Source organism: Klebsiella sp. CN_Kp066 (genome assembly GCF_040065135.1).
Taxonomy (GTDB): domain Bacteria; phylum Pseudomonadota; class Gammaproteobacteria; order Enterobacterales; family Enterobacteriaceae; genus Klebsiella; species Klebsiella oxytoca.
Genome location: NZ_JBEAIU010000036.1, coordinates 1 through 19,373 on the forward strand (window position 1 = coordinate 1; position 19,373 = coordinate 19,373).

The 19,373-nt window shown below is 53.8% G+C and carries 16 protein-coding genes and 1 riboswitch; of the genes, 7 read left to right on the forward strand and 9 right to left on the reverse strand.

From position 1 onward, the window contains the following. Window positions 1–137 precede the first annotated feature (137 nt). On the reverse strand, window positions 138–992 hold the full coding sequence (murI, locus tag ABLV75_RS13610; protein WP_004107591.1) for a glutamate racemase: 855 nt from the start codon (window positions 990–992) through the stop codon (window positions 138–140). Further along, a complete protein-coding gene (gene btuB, locus ABLV75_RS13615; protein WP_004107587.1) occupies window positions 937–2,793 on the reverse strand; it encodes a TonB-dependent vitamin B12 receptor BtuB in 1,857 nt (618 codons plus the stop codon). Before btuB ends, murI begins: the two co-directional genes overlap by 56 nt. A 65-nt stretch (window positions 2,794–2,858) precedes the next feature. Continuing rightward, window positions 2,859–3,041: riboswitch (cobalamin riboswitch) on the reverse strand. A 116-nt stretch (window positions 3,042–3,157) separates the two neighbouring features. On the opposite strand from btuB, the gene trmA reads away from it, so the two are divergent. After that, on the forward strand, window positions 3,158–4,258 hold the full coding sequence (trmA, locus tag ABLV75_RS13620; protein WP_004107585.1) for a tRNA (uridine(54)-C5)-methyltransferase TrmA: 1,101 nt from the start codon (window positions 3,158–3,160) through the stop codon (window positions 4,256–4,258). 46 nt (window positions 4,259–4,304) lie between these two features. Here the strand turns inward: trmA and ABLV75_RS13625 are convergent, their stop codons facing one another. Together ABLV75_RS13625 and fabR are read right to left on the reverse strand one after the other, a co-directional pair. Further along, window positions 4,305–4,664 carry a YijD family membrane protein gene (locus ABLV75_RS13625; protein WP_004107583.1) on the reverse strand — a complete coding sequence of 120 codons (360 nt, stop codon included), beginning with the start codon at window positions 4,662–4,664 and terminating at the stop codon, window positions 4,305–4,307. 15 nt (window positions 4,665–4,679) lie between these two features. Continuing rightward, window positions 4,680–5,315, reverse strand: coding sequence for an HTH-type transcriptional repressor FabR (gene fabR, locus ABLV75_RS13630; protein WP_004107582.1), 636 nt, complete (start codon window positions 5,313–5,315; stop codon window positions 4,680–4,682). 196 nt (window positions 5,316–5,511) lie between these two features. On the opposite strand from fabR, the gene sthA reads away from it, so the two are divergent. Beyond that, complete coding sequence (gene sthA, locus ABLV75_RS13635) at window positions 5,512–6,912, forward strand: Si-specific NAD(P)(+) transhydrogenase (protein WP_004107580.1); 1,401 nt, start codon at window positions 5,512–5,514, stop codon at window positions 6,910–6,912. On the opposite strand, the gene oxyR is transcribed toward sthA, so the two are convergent. From oxyR to argC, 4 genes are all read right to left on the reverse strand, one after another. Continuing rightward, window positions 6,895–7,812, reverse strand: coding sequence for a DNA-binding transcriptional regulator OxyR (gene oxyR / locus ABLV75_RS13640; protein ID WP_004107578.1), 918 nt, complete (start codon window positions 7,810–7,812; stop codon window positions 6,895–6,897). The two genes, sthA and oxyR, sit on opposite strands and share 18 nt — an antisense overlap. 267 nt (window positions 7,813–8,079) lie before the next feature. Then, complete coding sequence (gene argH / locus ABLV75_RS13645; protein WP_004107571.1) at window positions 8,080–9,453, reverse strand: argininosuccinate lyase; 1,374 nt, start codon at window positions 9,451–9,453, stop codon at window positions 8,080–8,082. A gap of 77 nt (window positions 9,454–9,530) precedes the next feature. After that, on the reverse strand, window positions 9,531–10,307 hold the full coding sequence (argB, locus tag ABLV75_RS13650) for an acetylglutamate kinase (protein WP_094298910.1): 777 nt from the start codon (window positions 10,305–10,307) through the stop codon (window positions 9,531–9,533). Between the two features lie 6 nt (window positions 10,308–10,313). Then, window positions 10,314–11,318 (reverse strand): N-acetyl-gamma-glutamyl-phosphate reductase, encoded by a 1,005-nt coding sequence (argC, locus tag ABLV75_RS13655; RefSeq protein ID WP_004107567.1) that lies wholly within the window; start codon window positions 11,316–11,318, stop codon window positions 10,314–10,316. 184 nt (window positions 11,319–11,502) lie between these two features. Between argC and argE the strand changes: the two genes are divergently transcribed. Further along, entirely contained in the window at window positions 11,503–12,654 is a 1,152-nt protein-coding gene (gene argE, locus ABLV75_RS13660) for an acetylornithine deacetylase (protein ID WP_004107566.1), read from the forward strand. 254 nt (window positions 12,655–12,908) lie between these two features. Beyond that, window positions 12,909–15,560 (forward strand): phosphoenolpyruvate carboxylase, encoded by a 2,652-nt coding sequence (ppc, locus tag ABLV75_RS13665; protein WP_004107564.1) that lies wholly within the window; start codon window positions 12,909–12,911, stop codon window positions 15,558–15,560. A 98-nt stretch (window positions 15,561–15,658) separates the two neighbouring features. Here ppc and zinT read toward each other — a convergent pair whose 3' ends face one another. After that, window positions 15,659–16,306, reverse strand: coding sequence for a metal-binding protein ZinT (gene zinT / locus ABLV75_RS13670; protein WP_004107563.1), 648 nt, complete (start codon window positions 16,304–16,306; stop codon window positions 15,659–15,661). Between the two features lie 592 nt (window positions 16,307–16,898). Between zinT and ABLV75_RS13675 the strand changes: the two genes are divergently transcribed. The 3 genes from ABLV75_RS13675 (at window position 16,899) to fsa (ending at window position 19,339) form a co-directional block, all read left to right on the forward strand. Then, window positions 16,899–17,306, forward strand: coding sequence for a DUF1090 domain-containing protein (locus ABLV75_RS13675; RefSeq protein WP_004107560.1), 408 nt, complete (start codon window positions 16,899–16,901; stop codon window positions 17,304–17,306). 302 nt (window positions 17,307–17,608) lie between these two features. After that, window positions 17,609–18,472 carry an AraC family transcriptional regulator gene (locus ABLV75_RS13680; RefSeq protein WP_004107559.1) on the forward strand — a complete coding sequence of 288 codons (864 nt, stop codon included), beginning with the start codon at window positions 17,609–17,611 and terminating at the stop codon, window positions 18,470–18,472. Window positions 18,473–18,676: 204 nt separating this feature from the next. Next, window positions 18,677–19,339, forward strand: a complete 663-nt coding sequence (fsa, locus tag ABLV75_RS13685; protein WP_004107558.1) for a fructose-6-phosphate aldolase — start codon at window positions 18,677–18,679, stop codon at window positions 19,337–19,339. Window positions 19,340–19,373 lie beyond the last annotated feature (34 nt).

Below are 19,373 nucleotides of genomic sequence, written 5' to 3' on the forward strand. Positions count from 1 at the left end.
CATCGCTGAATCCCGCTGACCCGGCGGGCTGTAAGCCGTTGTTCCGTGTCAGTGGAGGCGCATTATAGGGAGTTCTGAGACGTTGACAAGCCCTGTTTGCAAAAAATCTTTCAACCGTCTCTTTTTTGTGCAAAACGCTATGAAAGCGGTAATTTTTCCAGCGATTCGAAGCCGTAACGCTGCAAAACGCTCAAAAGCTGTTCAGTTTCAGCCGTTAACGCCATACAGTACGCAATATTGGCATCACCCGATTTTGCATCAGGCGCTTCATGCTCTAATAGCCAGGCGGTTCGACGCGCAATCGCCGCCCCGGAGTCGATCATTCTCGTCCCTTCCGGCAGAACCTGCTGCAGCTCCTCTTGTAATAGAGGGAAATGCGTACAGCCCAACACAACCGTATCAGGCGGCTCCTGCATTCGCAGCCAGGGACGCAGAATACGTCGCAGCTCATCCAGCGGAACCGGCTCGCCGTGCAGCTTGGCTTCTGCCAGCTCAACCAGCTCTGCCGATCCCAGCATTTCGATTTTGCATTCATTCGCAAAACGAGCAATCAGTTCGCGCGTATAAGGACGTTTTACCGTCCCGCGCGTCGCCAGCAGACCAACAACGCCATTCGCCGTTAATCTTGCCGCGGGTTTTATCGCAGGAACCACGCCGACAACCGGAAACGCAAATTTGTCGCGCAAGGCGGGGAGGGAAACGGTACTTGCGGTATTACAGGCAATGACGGCCAGCGCCAGGGGGTAACGCTGCTGAACCGCAGTGACAATCTCCAGAACGCGTTCAACAATAAACTCTTCGCTTTTCTCGCCGTAGGGGAAAGCAACGTTGTCGAAAGCGTAGATATAATGCAGATTCGGCAAAAGCTGCCGAATCTCATTGTAAACCGACAGCCCACCGACGCCGGAATCAAACACCAGCACGGTGGGACGTGGATCAGAAGGTGTAGCTGCCAGACAAGGTGTATTCCCGTCCTGCAGTTTGGTAGCCATAAACTGTCTCGTAATCTTTATCGAACAGGTTAGCTATTTTACCACGAACTGTCAGGTGTGAGGTGATTGGATATGACAATCCGATATCCCACAGGCTCACGCCGCCAAGTTTTACATCACGGTTGTTGTCGTAATCATTATCGTAGCGCTGTCCGATATACTGATACATCACGTTCCAGCCGAGATCGAAGACCTGTCCCGTCAGTTCGTATTTCACCTGCTGCTTAGCACGGCGATACAGAACTTTATCCGTTTGGTCATCACGTGGGTCAACATACTGAAGCGTCAGATGATGGTCCACCGGGCCGGTACTGAGGTTGCCGGTCCACTCCAGCCCTTTAATGGTGGCAGACTTGACGTTGATATACTGATTATTGCTGTAGTCGATGAGGTTTTGAATTTCATAATGGTACGCCGACAGACGCCAGTCTAGCGGCCCCGTCAAACCCTCAATACCCGCTTCCCATTGTTTAGACTCTTCCGGTTTCAGATCCGGGTTAGCAGCAATACCTGGCCCGTAAGAGGAGGCAAAACGCGTCGCGCCATATTGCTGGCCGAGCGATGGCGCAAGGAATCCGGTGCCGTAGGAAAGCGTTGCCCGATAGCCTTCAACAAACTCCCAGCCCGCCGCCGTCTGCCAGGTACCGTGCCAGCCGAACTGCTCATCGTGATCTTCACGGCCAGATGCTTCCAGGGTCACGCTATCGAGCTGCTGCTGTCCAGTCAGATAAAGCCCGGTGGTGTCACGCTTGTAGGAATCCGACAACGTGGTACTGCTTGAGGTCAGCTTTTCCTGTTTCCAGTCAACACCGCCGCTTACCGCGCCATGCCCCACCTCAACGTTGTTACCCCATTGAATGTAACGCTGTTCCATATTATCCAGCGTCGCATCACCGGCATAGCGTCCCAGGTCATTGCTGTAGTTGTAGCTTTTAAGATGCTGATAGTTTGCGATCAGTTGAGAAGAGTAAATACCCGAGTTAAAGCGCAGCCCGATATCCCACGATTGATTGTAGTTCTGGGCTTCGTCGTTACCGCCGGCATAACCATACCCGCCCTGATCGTAATCGCTGTTCGCAGTGTAGCCATAGCCACGGAAGAAACCCGAGAAGTTATCATCAAACTTGTGCTGCACACCGCCCCAGAACAGCTTATTGCGGTAGCCATCGCGATCGCTGTCGCCGCTATAGGTGGAATCAGGCTGGATGTTAAAGCCTTTGGTAGTCTGGTAAGCGCCCGCTGCGGTCACTACCGTGTCGCCAAAGCGTTTGTTTATCGTGCCGTCATACGTCTGATAGCCATTGCTACCCATGCCCGCATTGATCTGTGAACGATCCTGGTCGGTCATCGTGATAATGTTAACCACGCCGCCAATCGCACCTGAACCATACACTGCGGAGCGCGGCCCACGAATATATTCCACGCGTTGCACCAGCGACACCGGGATCTGCCCCAAATCGATACCGTTGGAGATCCCCGCACGCGCCATCGGCACACCATCAATCAGCACCAGAACATGACGGCCTTCTGTCCCACGCACATAAAGTGAAGAGCTGTTACCCATCCCGCCATTTTGCGCGATATCCACGCCCGGCAAACGACGCATAACATCATTGAGATCTTTTGACTGCCAGCGCTGAATATCCTCATGCGTGACGACGTCGGTAGGAGCCAGTACGGTATTGACCGGTTGTTGAAAACGATTTGCTGTCACCACTAACGTATCTGAATTGCTGTCCTGCGCCCAGCCGGAAAAAGCCGTGACGGAGAGCGCCGTCATCAGCGAAGCTTTTTTAATCATTTTAAAAGCATCCGTAATATGCAAAGGATGCCGCCGGCTCTATCAATAGCACGCGATGATAGAAACCAAATGCGACGTATTCCGGCAGGTCTTCGGGCTTGGGGTGTTTAATGGATGAGGACTTCCCGCTAAATAACCGCAGTGTCTGCACTATGCGCTCATCCCACTTTTCCTTACCGCTGCGCGTCAGCTCCAGATTTGCACTGGATTCCCTATTAACTCATAGGACCGGTAACACGATGCTATAATTAGAAACATATAGATGTCCAGACTTCTACGGTGATATTTCCTGATATCATCAGGGCTGGACATCCCCAGCGCTTTCCCTACAATCCCCGCGTACTTATTTTATTCAGGATACATCATGACCCCCGAACACCTTCCTACCGAACAATATGAAGCGCAGCTGGCAGAGAAAGTCGTCCGTTTGCAGAAAATGATGGCGCCTTTCAGCGCCCCGGTTCCGGAAGTGTTTCGTTCGCCGGTCAGCCACTATCGCATGCGCGCAGAGTTCCGCCTGTGGCACGATGGCGATGACCTGTACCACATTATGTTTGATCAGCAGACCAAATCCCGTATTCGCGTCGATACCTTCCCGGCCGCCAGTGAACTCATTAATCAATTGATGACTGCCGTGATTGCCGGCGTACGCGATAACCCGGTACTGCGCCATAAACTGTTTCAGGTGGATTATCTGACCACCCTAAGCAACCAGGCGGTGATATCGCTGCTGTATCATAAAAAGCTCGACGACGAGTGGCGCCAGCAGGCGGAGCGTTTGCGCGATGCGCTGCGGGGGCAAAACCTGAATGTGCATCTGATTGGCCGCGCAACGAAGACGAAAATCGAGCTGGATCAGGATTATATTGATGAACGCTTACCGGTTGGCGGGCGTGAAATGGTCTATCGCCAGGTAGAGAATAGCTTCACCCAGCCGAACGCAGCGATGAACATCCAGATGCTGGAGTGGGCTATTGATACCACGAAAGGCGCAACCGGCGACCTGCTTGAGCTGTATTGCGGCAACGGCAACTTTTCGCTGGCGCTGGCGCGTAATTTCGATCGCGTGCTGGCAACAGAGATTGCTAAACCATCCGTCGCAGCAGCGCAATACAACATTGCCGCGAACCACATTGATAATGTGCAGATTATCCGCATGTCGGCGGAAGAGTTTACTCAAGCGATGAACGGCGTGCGGGAGTTTAATCGCCTGCAGGGCATCGATCTGAAGAGCTATCAGTGCCAGACGATTTTCGTCGATCCGCCGCGCAGCGGGCTGGATAGCGAAACGGAGAAAATGGTGCAGGCGTATCCGCGTATTCTGTATATCTCCTGCAATCCGGAGACCCTATGCCAGAACCTGGAAACGCTCAGTGATACCCACGAGATCACGCGCCTGGCGCTGTTCGACCAGTTCCCGTATACCCACCATATGGAATGCGGCGTACTGTTAACGAAGAAGTAAAGCTGCGGCAGGAAACCCGGCAACAGCGCTGTTGCCGGGCGATAGTTTATTCAGCGATCGCGCTCTTGCGGTTGCGCACTTTGTAGCCAATCCAGAACACCATAATCACCGACAGAACCGCCGGGAAGAAGTTAGAGCCGATGTCCGGATATTCCGCGCGCACAACGGTGCTATAAACCAGCACGCCGAGAATAAAACAGGCGGCGGCGAGCCCCGGCAGACCCACGGGCATACTACGATTTTGATAGCGCTGATGCAGACAGTAAACCGTCAGCACCAGCGACAAAACAGGGAAAATGGAAAAAGGGACAATTGAACTGAATAGCGCAGCGAAGGTTCCATTAATGGATAAACCTGCGATCAGCGCCAGCAGCAGCGTGCCTCTATCTTGTACTGAGTGTTTCATTGCTCGTCCTTCACGTTATTCGGAATGATTTGAAATTTTTTCTTGTTCACGGCGATACCAATAATACGCGCCTTTCGAGATCATTCTGAGCTGCAGCACCAGGCGCTCTTCCAGCTGCCGACGCTGCTCCGGACCTACATCCAGGGCCTCGGCGCCGGCGCTAAATACGATGGTGACCATAGCTTCAGCCTGCGCTTCGGTAAAGGCGCGCGGCATATGGTTTTCGATTTCTAAATAGTCGGCAAGTTCCGCGATGAAATGCTGAATTTCACGCGCCACGGCGGCACGAAACGCCGCGGATGTACCGGAGCGTTCACGCAGCAGCAGACGGAAGGCATTCGGGTTGTTACCGATGAATTCCATAAAGGTGGAAACAGAGGTACGAATGACGCTGCCCCCTTTGGCTATACGCTGCCGCGCCTGACGCATCAGCTGACGCAGCATCAGCCCGCTTTCATCCACCATGGTCAAACCCAGCTCATCGACATCGCGGAAATGGCGATAGAAGGACGTTGGGGCGATCCCGGCTTCCCGCGCCACTTCGCGCAGGCTCAAGCTGGCAAAACTTCGTTCAGCACTTAGCTGGCTAAATGCTGCTTCCACCAGCGAACGCCGGGTTTTTTCTTTTTGTTGCGCTCTTACGCCCATCACGTTGTCTGAATCCTTCCATAAGCCCTTCCGGCACTATACCAGAGATTAGAACTAATCGGTTTACACTGGATTGTGAATGATTGTTTACGAGCTGTTTCTGCTTTTATGCCGCAAAAAAGCACAACGATAATTGGGTTAAAGCGCGGCGAATGTTATCATCGTGTTTATTTTATGTATAAAACAGGTGAGTAATGCCATGTCACACTCTTGGGATTATGATGCAATTGTGATTGGTTCCGGTCCGGGCGGAGAAGGTGCCGCCATGGGGCTGGTGAAACAGGGAGCACGCGTTGCCGTCATCGAGCGCTACCATAACGTCGGCGGCGGTTGTACCCACTGGGGTACCATCCCGTCAAAAGCCCTCCGCCATGCCGTCAGCCGTATTATCGAGTTTAACCAAAACCCCCTCTACAGCGACCATTCCCGTCTTCTTCGTTCTTCCTTCGCCGACATCCTGAACCATGCCGACAGCGTCATTAACCAGCAAACCCATATGCGTCAGGGTTTCTACGAGCGCAACCACTGTGTAATCTTGCAGGGCAACGCCCACTTTGTCGATGAACACACTATCGCGCTGGAATGCCACGACGGTACCGTGGAGACGGTGACGGCGGAAAAGTTCGTCATTGCCTGCGGTTCACGCCCCTATCACCCGGCAGACGTCGACTTTCATCATCCGCGCATTTATGACAGCGACTCGATCCTCAGCCTGCATCACGAACCGCGCCATGTGATCATTTATGGCGCCGGGGTGATCGGCTGCGAATATGCGTCGATCTTCCGCGGGATGGAGGTCAAAGTGGATCTAATCAACACCCGCGATCGTCTGCTGGCATTTCTCGATCAGGAGATGTCTGATTCGCTCTCCTATCACTTCTGGAACAGCGGCGTGGTGATTCGTCACAACGAAGAGTACGAAAAGATTGAAGGCGTTGATGACGGCGTCATCATGCATCTGAAATCCGGCAAAAAGCTCAAGGCGGACTGCCTGCTCTACGCCAACGGCCGTACCGGGAATACCGACTCTCTGGCGCTGGAAAATATCGGTCTGCAGACCGATAGCCGCGGTCAGCTAAAGGTCAACAGCATGTACCAGACCGCCCTGCCGCACATCTATGCCGTCGGCGATGTGATTGGCTATCCGAGCCTGGCCTCCGCCGCGTACGATCAGGGGCGCATTGCGGCCCAGGCGCTGGTGAAAGGCGAAGCATCTGCGCATCTGATCGAGGATATCCCTACCGGGATTTACACCATTCCGGAAATCAGCTCGGTCGGCAAAACCGAGCAGCAGCTGACGGCAATGAAGGTGCCTTATGAGGTCGGGCGCGCGCAGTTCAAGCACCTGGCGCGAGCGCAGATTGTCGGTATGAGCGTCGGTACGTTGAAGATCCTGTTTCATCGCGAAACGAAAGAGATCCTCGGCATTCATTGTTTCGGTGAGCGCGCGGCCGAAATTATTCACATCGGCCAGGCGATAATGGAGCAGAAAGGCGGCGGTAACACCATTGAGTACTTCGTTAACACCACCTTTAACTATCCGACAATGGCGGAAGCCTATCGGGTAGCTGCGTTGAATGGCTTAAACCGCCTGTTTTAACGCCGCGTCGAAATGGCCATCCATTTTACTGCGGATGGCCTCCGCCAGATGTTCATAACGGCTACGCAGCGGAGAACCCGGGCGATAAACCAGCCCAACGGTACGTCTCGGTTCCGGCTTAATGCAAGGCACATAGACCACGCCATCGCGCTTTCTCTCCTGCGGCACGGCTAAGGCGGGCAACAGGGTGATGCCGCTACCGGCAGCCACCATGTTACGCAGCGTTTCGAGACTGGTCGCGCGGAAGTGGGTGTCTTCATCGGCGCCGGCTTCAAAGCAAAAGCCCATCGCCTGATCGCGCAGGCAGTGGCCATCTTCCAGCATCAGCAGTTTTTCACCGGCCAGATCCGACATCGGCACGCACTCGCGGTTTGCCCACGGATGATCTTCATAGATAGCCAGCATCATTGGCTCATCAAACAGCGGCACCTCAATAAAAGCTTCGCTCTCTTTGACCAGCGCCAGAATTGCGCAGTCGAGCTTACCGCTATCAAGCTGGGCCAACAGCTGATGGGTTTGCGCTTCATGCAGATACATTTCCAGCTTCGGAAAGGTCTGGTGCAGCATGGGGATAATCAGCGGCAGCAGATAAGGGCCAATGGTCGGGATCAGTCCGATATGCAATGGCCCGGACATGGTCTCTCCCTGCTGGCTCGCCATTTCCTTAAGCACTTTGACTTCGCGTAGCACGGTACGCGCTTGATCCACCAGCAGCAGCCCTGCCTGGGTGAACAGAACCTTACGGCTGGTGCGCTCCAGCAACATCACGCCGAGTTCATCCTCCAGCTTACGGATCTGCCCGCTAAGCGTAGGTTGACTGACGTGGCAAGAATCCGCCGCACGGCGGAAGTGGCGGTGTTCAGCTAGCGCTACCAGATATTCAAGATCGCGAATATTCATTATTCATCCTCCATCGCCACGATAGTCCATGGCGATAGATAGAATAGCAACGAACGATTATCCCTATCAAGGTTTCTGTTCAATAATAAACCCATAAATGAGGAAAACTGCAGAAAATCATTGAGCTTCCTCATCAGTTCTCTACCCGGATAACTAAAGCCAACGTGAACTTTTGCGGACCTTGTGTCCGCTTTTTTTTTGCATAAAAAAGCCCGGAGTTACCCGAGCTTCCTTTATTTAATACCTTTCAGGCAGCGAACAGATAGCTCAAACCAGGCGCGATTTAGCGTCGGCAATCGCCTGAGCAACCTGCTGCGGAGAAACGCCGCCTTTAGCCGCTCGCTTATCCAGACACGACTGCAGCGAAAGAATCGGATAGACGTCATCAGCAATAACGCCGCTAAATTTTTGTAAATTGGCCAGAGGGAGATCTTCCAGCGGTTTGCCCTGGGCAATGGCTTCTACTACCGCTTCACCCACAATATGGTGCGCCTCACGGAACGGTACGCCTTTAGCTACCAGATAGTCCGCCAGCTCGGTGGCATTCGCGTATCCCTGCTGCGCGGCTTCTTCACAGCGCGGGCGTTTCACCTGAATACCGTCAAGCACCAGCGCCGCCATATGCAGGCAGTCGAGCCAGGTATCAAGCGCGTCAAACAGGCCTTCTTTATCTTCCTGCATATCTTTGTTGTAGGCCAGCGGCAGCCCTTTAAGGGTCATCATCATGCCGGTCAGGGCACCCTGCACGCGGCCGCATTTACCGCGGATCAGCTCCAGCGCATCCGGGTTTTTCTTCTGCGGCATCAGGGATGAACCCGACGTCACGCGGTCAGAAAGCTCCACAAAGCCCGCTTCGCCGGTGTTAAAGAAGATCAGATCTTCGGCAAAACGCGACAGGTGGACCATGCCGATTGAGGCATCGGACAGCAGTTCCAGGACGTGATCGCGATCGGACACGCTGTCCAGGCTATTGCGGGTCGCCGTTGCGAAACCCAGCCAGCCGGCCAGCTGTTCGCGATCGATTTCATAGGCGGTCCCCGCCAGCGCGCCGCAGCCCAGCGGGCTGACGTCCAGACGTTTCAGCGCATCCTGCAGGCGGCTTTCATCACGCGCCAGCATTTCGACATAGGCCAGACACCAGTGAGCGAACGTCACCGGCTGCGCGCGCTGCAGGTGAGTATAGCCCGGCATGACCGCGTCCTGATTAGCCTCCGCCGTCTCAACCAGCGCGCTTTGCAGCTGACGATTCGCCGACAGCAGCTCCACCACGGTATCTTTGCACCACAGCTTCAGGTCCGTTGCGACCTGGTCATTACGGCTGCGCCCGGTGTGCAGCTTTTTGCCCAGTTGGCCAACCTTGTCGATCAGTTTACCTTCTACCCAGCTATGAATATCTTCCGCATCGCTTTCGAGGATCTGCTGCGGATTAGCCCGTACTTCTTCCAGCAGAATGTTCAGCGCCTCTTCCAGCTTCTGCTGTTCATCAGCGGTCAGTACGCCCACCGTCACCAGCGCTTTGGACCAGGCAACAGAGCCAACGATATCCTGCTCCGCCAGGCGATAGTCAAAGCGCAAAGAGTCGTTGAACTGTTTGAACCGCTGATCCGCTGCCTGAGTAAAACGCCCACCCCAAAGTGCCATAACATGCTTCCTTAATATCTTTGAATTTTATTGCCCGGCGGCGCTGCGCTTACCGGGCCGACAAAATGATAAATTGATTATGCCAGAATACGCGTGCCGATCGGCGTACCGTTAAACAGTGCAGGGAGCTGCTCTGCGTGCCGCCAGGAGGCGATATCGACCGGGCGGCCTAATGTCCGCGCCGCGTCCAGAGCCGCATTCACTTTGACGATCATTCCGTCGGTGATAATGCCCTGCTCGATCAGTTGTTCAGCTTTCCCGGCGGTCATTTCAGCAATACGCTGACCTTTGCCATCGAGAATGCCGCTCACGTCTGACAGCAGAATCAGGTCTGCGCCAAGCGTTGCCGCCAGCGCGGTCGCCGCCTGGTCAGCGTTGACGTTCATTAACTTACCGTCATCGGTAACGCCGATGGAGCTGACAACCGGCAGATAACCGCCCGCCAGCAGCGTGTTAATCAGCGCCGGAGAACCCGGCTGAGCAAATCCGACATGGCCAAGCTCTTCATCAAGCTGCGTCACTTTGACGCTATCGCCATCGCCGAGGAATAGCCCAACGGAAGCCAGGCCGTGTTTCTTCGCCCACGCCAGCAGCGTTTTATTGGCGGTTCCCGCCAGCGCGCCGGTAATAATGTCGATCTGATCCGCCGGGGTGACCCGCAGACCATTTTTCTTGTTCACCGGCAGATTGAGCTGCTTCATCAGTTCATCCACCACGCAGCCGCCGCCGTGCACAATAATTAGCGGGCGCTGATGTGATTCACGGTAGTTCACCAGGGCAGTAAACAGGCGCTCCAGCGCTTCTTCGCTGTCCAGCAGGACGCCGCCGAGTTTGATAATTAAAGGATTCATCATCACACCTTAAATAAGAGACTGCGTCTCAGCGAAGCCGAAACGAATGTTAGCGCACTGTACGGCCTGCGCGGCCGCACCTTTCAGCAGGTTATCTTCCGCCGCCACCACGATGATATGTTCATCCTGGACTGCAAAACCGATATCACAGAATGGCAGACCCACGACATTTTTCAATGCAGGGACCCCGCGATCGTATAAACGTACCAGCGGTTTATCCGCATAGGCCTGCTGGAACACCGCCGCGACCTGTTCTTTACTGACGCCGGGCTTCAGACGGCAGGTAATGGTTTCCAGAATCCCACGCTTAAAATTGCCCAGATGCGGGGTAAAAATAACGTCCGCGCCCAGGTGGGTGGAGATTTCCGGGTGATGGCGGTGATTGAAAACGCCGTAGGGTTGCAGGCTGACTTCGCAGAAGCTGTTACCGAGAGAGGCTTTACGCCCGGCGCCGCTGACCCCGCTGGTCGCGTTGATCGCCGGCCACTGGTTAAGATCCAGCAGTCCCGCATCGATCAGCGGTTTTAACGATAGCTGAGCCGCCGTCGGGTAGCAGCCGGGTACGGCAATCAGATTTGCCTCTTTTAGCTTTTCGACACTCCACTCGGCCAGGCCGTAAACCGCCTGTTCAAGCAGTTCAGGGTGCTGATGAGTGAAACCATAATATTTTTCATAGAAGGCGCCGTCATTCACGCGGAACGCCCCGGAGAGATCGAACACCACGCAGCCCGCCGCGAGAAACTGCGGCGCCAGATCGTGGCTCACTTCATGGGCGGTAGCCAGAAAAACGACATCGACTCCGGCGCTAAACTCGCTGATATCAGACATCGGCTGCAGCGGCAGATCGACAATGCCTTTCAGTTGCGGATGCAAATCGGAAACTAATTTTCCCGCATCATTACTTTGCGCGGAGACCGTCAAAGCGGTTATGGTCATATGAGGATGGCGATTTACATAGGCCACTAGCTCTGCGCCGGCATAACCGCTGGCGCCCACAATCAGCGTGTTCAACATTGGGGCTCTTCACCTTCTTGCTTACGTATATTTGCCCTGGAAGACCGTTGCCTTCCCCACCCTGTTGAGCCGTAAGCGCATCATCCTTACGTTCGATGGGTTTCCTTACGCTCAACGATAATGTATTTTTATTCACAAATAATGCATGAATATTGATACTATCACGACCCGAGGTGTGTCAACAATGAAAAACAATTTACCGCCCTTTATCGAGATTTACCGCGCGCTGATCGCCACACCTTCCATCAGCGCAACCGAAGAGGCGCTGGATCAAAGCAATGAGTCTTTAATCAATTTACTGGCGGGCTGGTTCCGTGATATCGGCTTTAATGTTGAAGTTCAGCCGGTGCCGGATACGCGTAATAAATTCAACCTGCTGGCGAGTACCGGCCACGGCGCAGGCGGCCTGCTGCTTGCCGGGCACACCGATACCGTCCCGTTTGATGATGGCCGCTGGACTCGCGATCCTTTTACCCTGACCGAGCATGACAATAAGCTATACGGCCTGGGCACTGCGGATATGAAAGGCTTCTTCGCCTTTATTCTCGATGCCCTGCGCGACGTCGATGTGGCTAAACTGAAAAAGCCTCTCTATATTCTGGCGACGGCCGATGAAGAGACCAGCATGGCCGGCGCGCGCTATTTCGCCGAAACGACCCAACTGCGGCCGGACTGCGCCATTATCGGCGAACCGACTTCGCTGCAGCCGGTACGCGCGCACAAAGGCCATATGTCTACTGCCGTTCGCGTTCAGGGGCAGTCTGGCCACTCCAGCGACCCGGCACGCGGCGTCAACGCCATTGAGCTAATGCACGATGCCATCGGCCGCATCATGCAGCTGCGCGATGACCTGAAAGAGCGTTATCACTACGCCGCATTTACCGTCCCGTATCCCACACTTAACCTTGGGGCCATTCACGGCGGCGATGCCTCCAACCGCATTTGCGCCTGTTGCGAACTGCATATGGATATTCGCCCGCTGCCCGGAATGACCCTCAACGATCTTAACGGGCTGCTGAACGAGGCGCTGGCACCGGTGAGTGAGCGTTGGCCTGGTCGCCTGACCGTTGCTGAACTGCATCCGCCGATCCCTGGCTACGAATGCCCACCGGACCATAAGCTGGTTGAGGTAGTCGAAAAACTGCTCGGCGCGCAGACCGACGTGGTCAACTACTGCACCGAAGCGCCGTTTATTCAGACCCTCTGTCCGACGCTGGTATTAGGCCCGGGCTCGATTAACCAGGCCCACCAGCCGGATGAGTATCTGGAAACGCGCTTTATTAAGCCAACCCGCGAGCTCATTACCCAGGTGGTCCACCATTTCTGCTGGCATTAAAACGCGCGCCCTCTGGTGATTTTTTTCCGCACGAGAGGGTGACAATTATCACGTTTTCATAAGCAACACTTATCAAGCGACCTCTGAGTTAAATTTCGCAAATTGCCGCTATTTATTCGTTTGCTGAAGCGATTTCGCAACAATTGACGCGGGGGGTTTTACGTGGCTTTATAAAAGACGGTTGCTTATCCACTGCTCAAATTTTCGAGCGCCGGATATAACAAAATAAAATGAGATGGGGTGTCTGGGGTAACATGAACGAACAATATTCCGCTTTGCGTAGTAATGTCAGTATGCTCGGTAAGGTGCTGGGCGACACCATCAAGGATGCGCTAGGAGAAAACATTCTTGATCGTGTCGAAACTATCCGTAAGTTGTCCAAATCTTCTCGCGCTGGCAATGAAGCCAACCGCCAGGAGCTGCTCACCACGCTGCAAAACTTGTCCAACGACGAGCTGCTGCCGGTGGCGCGCGCCTTTAGCCAGTTTCTGAACCTGGCTAATACCGCTGAGCAATACCACAGCATTTCGCCAAAAGGCGAAGCGGCCAGTAATCCTGAAGTGATTGCCCGCACCCTGAGAAAGCTCAAAGAGCAACCGAATCTCAACGAAACGATTATTAAACAAGCCGTTGAATCCCTGTCGCTGGAACTGGTGCTGACCGCGCACCCGACAGAAATCACGCGTCGTACGCTGATCCACAAGATGGGCGAGATCAACAACTGCCTGAAGCTGCTCGATAATAACGATATTGCTGACTATGAGCGCCACCAGGTCATGCGCCGTCTTCGCCAACTGATTGCCCAGTCCTGGCATACCGATGAAATCCGTAAGCATCGCCCTACCCCGGTGGATGAAGCCAAATGGGGCTTCGCGGTTGTCGAAAATAGCCTGTGGGAAGGTGTACCAAACTACCTGCGTGAGCTGAATGAGCAGCTGGAAGATAACCTCAACTATCGGCTGCCGGTAGATTTTGTCCCGGTCCGCTTTACCTCGTGGATGGGCGGTGACCGCGACGGCAACCCGAACGTAACCGCCGACATTACCCGCCACGTCCTGCTGCTCAGCCGCTGGAAAGCCACCGATCTGTTCCTGAAAGACGTGCAGCTGCTGATTTCCGAGCTGTCAATGGTCGAGTGTACCGACGAGCTTCGTGAACTGGCAGGCGCGGAAGGCGCGCAGGAACCCTATCGTTACCTGATGAAAAAACTGCGCACGCAGCTGATGGAGACGCAGGCCTGGCTGGAAGCGCGCCTGAAGGGGCAGAAGCTGCCGAAACCGGCGGGCCTTATCACGCAAAACGAGCAGCTATGGGAACCGCTCTACGCCTGTTACCAGTCGCTCCAGGCCTGCGGTATGGGGATTATCGCCAACGGCGAGCTGCTCGATACCCTGCGCCGCGTAAAAGCCTTTGGCGTACCGCTGGTGCGTATCGATATCCGTCAGGAAAGCACCCGTCACACCGAAGCGCTGGGCGAGATGACCCGCTACCTCGGCATCGGCGACTATGAAAGCTGGTCAGAAGCTGACAAACAGGCCTTCCTGATCCGCGAACTGAATTCCAAACGTCCTCTGCTGCCGCGTCAGTGGGAGCCGAGCGAAGAAACCCGCGAAGTGCTTGAGACCTGCAAAGTCATCTCCGAAGCGCCGCGAGGCTCTATTGCAGCCTATGTGATTTCGATGGCCAAAACGCCGTCAGACGTCCTGGCAGTACATCTGCTGCTGAAAGAAGCCGGTATCGGCTTTGCGCTGCCGGTCGCTCCGCTGTTCGAAACCCTGGACGACCTGAATAACGCCGACGACGTTATGACCCAACTGCTGAATATCGACTGGTATCGCGGCTTTATCCAGGGCAAGCAGATGGTCATGATCGGCTATTCCGACTCGGCGAAAGATGCGGGCGTAATGGCCGCCTCCTGGGCGCAGTACCAGGCGCAGGACGCGTTAATTAAAACCTGTGAAAAGGCCGGCATTGAGCTGACGCTGTTCCACGGCCGCGGTGGTTCTATCGGTCGCGGCGGCGCGCCGGCGCACGCGGCCCTGCTCTCTCAGCCTCCGGGAAGCCTGAAAGGCGGCCTGCGCGTCACCGAACAGGGCGAGATGATCCGCTTTAAATACGGTCTGCCGGAAGTCACCATCAGCAGCCTGTCGCTCTACACCAGCGCGATTCTGGAAGCCAACCTGCTGCCGCCGCCAGAGCCAAAAGCGCAATGGCGCGACATCATGGCCGAGCTGTCCGACGTCTCCTGCGAGATGTACCGCGGCTACGTGCGTGAAAATAAAGATTTCGTTCCTTACTTCCGTTCCGCGACGCCGGAGCAGGAGCTGGGCAAACTGCCGCTGGGCTCGCGCCCGGCCAAACGTCGCCCGACCGGCGGCGTCGAGTCGCTGCGCGCCATTCCGTGGATCTTCGCATGGACGCAAAACCGCCTGATGCTGCCAGCCTGGCTGGGTGCCGGCGCTGCGCTGCAAAAAGTCGTCGAAGGCGGCAAGCAGAGCGAGCTAGAGAGCATGTGCCGCGACTGGCCGTTCTTTTCTACTCGTCTCGGCATGCTGGAGATGGTCTATTCAAAAGCCGATCTGTGGCTGGCGGAATATTACGATCAGCGTCTGGTGAAGCCCGAACTGTGGAAGCTGGGCGAAGAGCTGCGCGAACTGCTGTCTGCTGACATCAACGTGGTGCTGGCCATCGCCAACGATTCCCACCTGATGGCCGACCTGCCGTGGATCGCGGAGTCCATCCAGCTGCGTAATATCTATACCGACCCGCTGAACGTACTCCAGGCCGAACTGCTGCATCGTTCACGCCTGGCGGAAGAGAAAGGTGAAAAACCGGATCCGCGCGTTGAACAAGCGCTGATGGTCACCATCGCAGGCGTTGCGGCTGGTATGCGTAACACCGGCTAATTCGCCTTGAGAAACCTGTAGCCCGGCTAAGCGTGCGTAGCGCGAGCCGGGTTAAAAACCTCGGCCCCGTTAAGCATCGCGTTTACCGGGGCTTTTTATTAGTGATGCAGCATTTCGTCGACAATCTGCTCTTTATGCAGCGCGTAAGGGTAGTAGGTCGGCCAGTTATCCATCTCTTTCAGCAGCGCTTCCTGCGACTCATTGCCCATAAAGATATGGAAATGTTGGGATTTGCGCGGCGCAATGGTGTGATCGCTAAACTGGACGAACTTTGGCGCTTTTGAATCCGCCTGCTGGCATTCAAAGAGGTAGCGCACGCCTTTTTTACCGGATGCGTAGGTCAGGATTTTGTAACCGGAATAGGCGTACTTACAGGTATTCACGGTTTTTCCAATGTGAAACTCCATGACGTTATCTTCGATACCAATCTGGTCCACATCGGTGGCATAGCCCTTCTTATAGTATTCCCGATATTCCGCCACGCTTTTACCGGCTTTTTTGGCCTTCTGCTCCAGCACGGCATCTAAATCGCCGTTCAGCAGATAGGGATTTACCGACTGCCAGATACCGTCCCAGTCGCTCAGCGTCCTGTCCTTTACATCCTGGTCGGCAAAAATGCCTTCACTCGCCTTTTGCTCTGCTTCGGTCAGCGCCGGGCCATGACTATGGTGGCCGTGGGCAACAGCCTGGCTGCTCGCCAGGACCAGGCTCATACCAAGCATAAGCGCGGAAATCTTTCGGGTCATCACTCTCTCCTAAGTTTAGGTTAGCAACAATATGTTACGGTATAACATAACATTAATATTATGCAACACACTTTCATACCCTGACTTCCCCTTTTCGGGATACCCATTGCGCCGAAAAGCAGCCGCTTTGGTCAGAAAATAATCCCTGAGATCTGTTTTAGCAGATGGGTTTTCAGTGGCCAGATAAAAAAACAGCAGATATCATGAAAAAACCTATGGCCTAATTTATCCATCACTAGTGGTTGTGCATTTTCTTGCAAAAGGGCAAAACATCGACAAACAAATAAATCTCATAGATATCAATATTTCTAAAAAAATAAAGTGAGTGATTTATTAAAACCATCATCTGAATGTCCGCGCACCTTTTACTTTATATTTTACCAGCGAGGTACTCACACGCAACTCAACGGGATTGTTGTATTTTATATTTTTGATTATAAATCATTAATTTAACAATTAACTTTACATCATATAATTATAAGAGAAATCCTGGTCAATGGTTATTGACCGGGTCTCTTTTCTCAAATAACATTCAATGTTAAATAACTACAAAACTCTCGCCCTTACTGTTTAAATTGATAAAGGACTTATCATGAAGTTTATAATTAAATCACTTACCTGTTTTATATTACTTAGCCCTTTTGTTTCTGCCGCAGCCACTGCATCCGATAAATGGTCTGGTTGTGCGCAAAAAGAATATCAAATTCAAAAACAGCTGGAGTATGCCAAAGCTTACGGAAATATACATAGAATCAGGGGGCTGGAAAGCGCGCTGACAAAAGTACAACGCTACTGCACAGACGGTAAACTTACTTCTGAGTGGCAAGAGAAGGTTGCAGACAAGGAGAGTAAGGTCCGCGAGCGCATGGAAGAACTACGCCACGCCCAGGCTTCAGGCGATCCTGAAAAAATCAGAAAAAAAGAGAAGAAGCTACAAGAAGCCAAAAATGAGCTTATGGAAGTACAATCTGGCCTCAATCAGTCACTGACCAGGCAATAAAGAAAAGAGACTGGACTAACCTCCTGGTTAAGCCAGCTCTCTTTCCGTTAGCTGATTGTCGACAAGATATTCCCCTCGCTCACTCCCATGTTAAGTAATGAAAAATCCTGATATGTGATGCCGCCAGAAGCAATCCGCCGTACGCAGAAATAACTTGTAAGCACATGATTGCAAAAATATAAAAACAGACAGAGCCGAAGAATAATCCTGCTTGGATGGAGTATCTTATGCCACCCTCTGGTATTCTGCCTTTTCCACGATGTTCGGTATGATGCAGATAAAGCATGTTTTGCGGAGCGATAATGGATAACGGCATCAATCAGGTTATTGATTCTTTTATTAAAGGTCAGGCGGTAATCGGCAAAGTCCATTTTTCCACAGAGTCCAGACCGGCTTCTGAAAAAGCGCTATGCGTCGATTTTCCGCGCCTCGAAATCATGCTTGAGGGTCAGCTTCAGGATCCGGCGATTAAAGCCGATTGCGCCCGGCTCATGCCGCACGATGTGCTCTATATTCCGGCTGGTGGATGGAACGCTCCTCAATGGCTGGTGCCCTCCACGCTGTTAACCATCCTGTTCGGTAAACAACAGCTGGAATTCGCCCTGCGCCGCTGGGACGGCGGCGCGCTTAGCGTGCTGGATAAACAGCAGGTTCCGCGCCGCGGCCCCCGGGTCGGCTCTTTTCTTCTGCAGGCGCTAAATGAAATGCAGATGCAGCCGCAGGAACAGCACACGGCCCGCTGTATCGTCACCAGCCTGCTCAGCCACTGCGCCGATCTGCTGGGCAGTCAGGTGCAAACGTCATCGCGCAGCCAGGCGCTGTTTGAAGCGATTCGTAAGCATATTGATGCCCACTTTGCCGACCCGTTAACCCGGGAGTCGGTGGCGCAAGCGTTTTATCTCTCGCCTAACTATCTTTCCCATCTGTTCCAGAAATGCGGGCCAATGGGGTTTAACGAATACTTGAATCATATTCGCCTGGAACAGGCCAGAATGCTGTTAAAAGGCCACGATATGAAAGTGAAAGATATCGCTCATGCCTGCGGTTTTGCCGACAGCAACTACTTCTGCCGCCTGTTCCGCAAAAACACCGAACGCTCGCCGTCAGAGTATCGCCGTCAGTATCATAGCCAGTTGACGGAAAAAACCGCTTCGCCGGAAAACTAGATTTTTGTGTGTTAAACCTGACTTTTGTACGTAGTTTTATCCCACTGTTGATCCTGCTCTCGAGATAAATGTGATCTAAATCACCCTTAGTCGTAATGCGTACATTTATCCAGTTTTTGGCAAATTTGTCATCTGGCGACCCTTCGAGTGAAAGCCGTATTCTTACCTCAACGACACCACGAATTAAGCACTGAGGAAAGCATTATGGAACTCTATCTGGACACCGCAAACGTAGCAGAAGTTGAACGCCTGGCCCGTATTTACCCGCTGGCAGGCGTGACCACCAACCCGAGCATTATCGCCGCAGGCAAAACGCCGGTTTGGGATGTTCTGCCGCGCCTGCAAAAAGCCGTCGGCCCGGAAGGTATTTTGTTCGCCCAGACCATGAGCCGCGACGCGCAGGGCATGGTGGAAGAAGCCAAACGCCTGAGCAACGCCGTTCCCGGTATTGTGGTAAAAATTCCGGTGACTGCCGAAGGCCTCGCTGCGATCAAACTGTTGAAAAAAGAAGGTATCCCCACACTTGGTACGGCGGTCTATAGCGCATCTCAGGGCCTGCTGGCTGCGCTGGCCGGGGCAAAATACGTTGCACCTTATGTAAACCGCGTCGACGCCCAGGGCGGCGACGGCATCCGCATGGTCCAGGAGCTGCAATCTCTGCTGGAGCTGCATGCGCCGGAAAGCAAAGTGCTGGCCGCCAGCTTTAAGACGCCGCGCCAGGCGCTGGATTGCCTGTTAGCCGGTTGCGAAGCTATTACCCTGCCGTTAGATGTAGCGCAACAAATGCTCGGCACCCCTGCGGTAGAGTCAGCCATTGAGAAGTTTGAGCAGGACTGGAATAACGCTTTTGGAACTCTGAACCTGTAACCCGATCGGCGGACCGCCCCAGGAGGCGGCATCC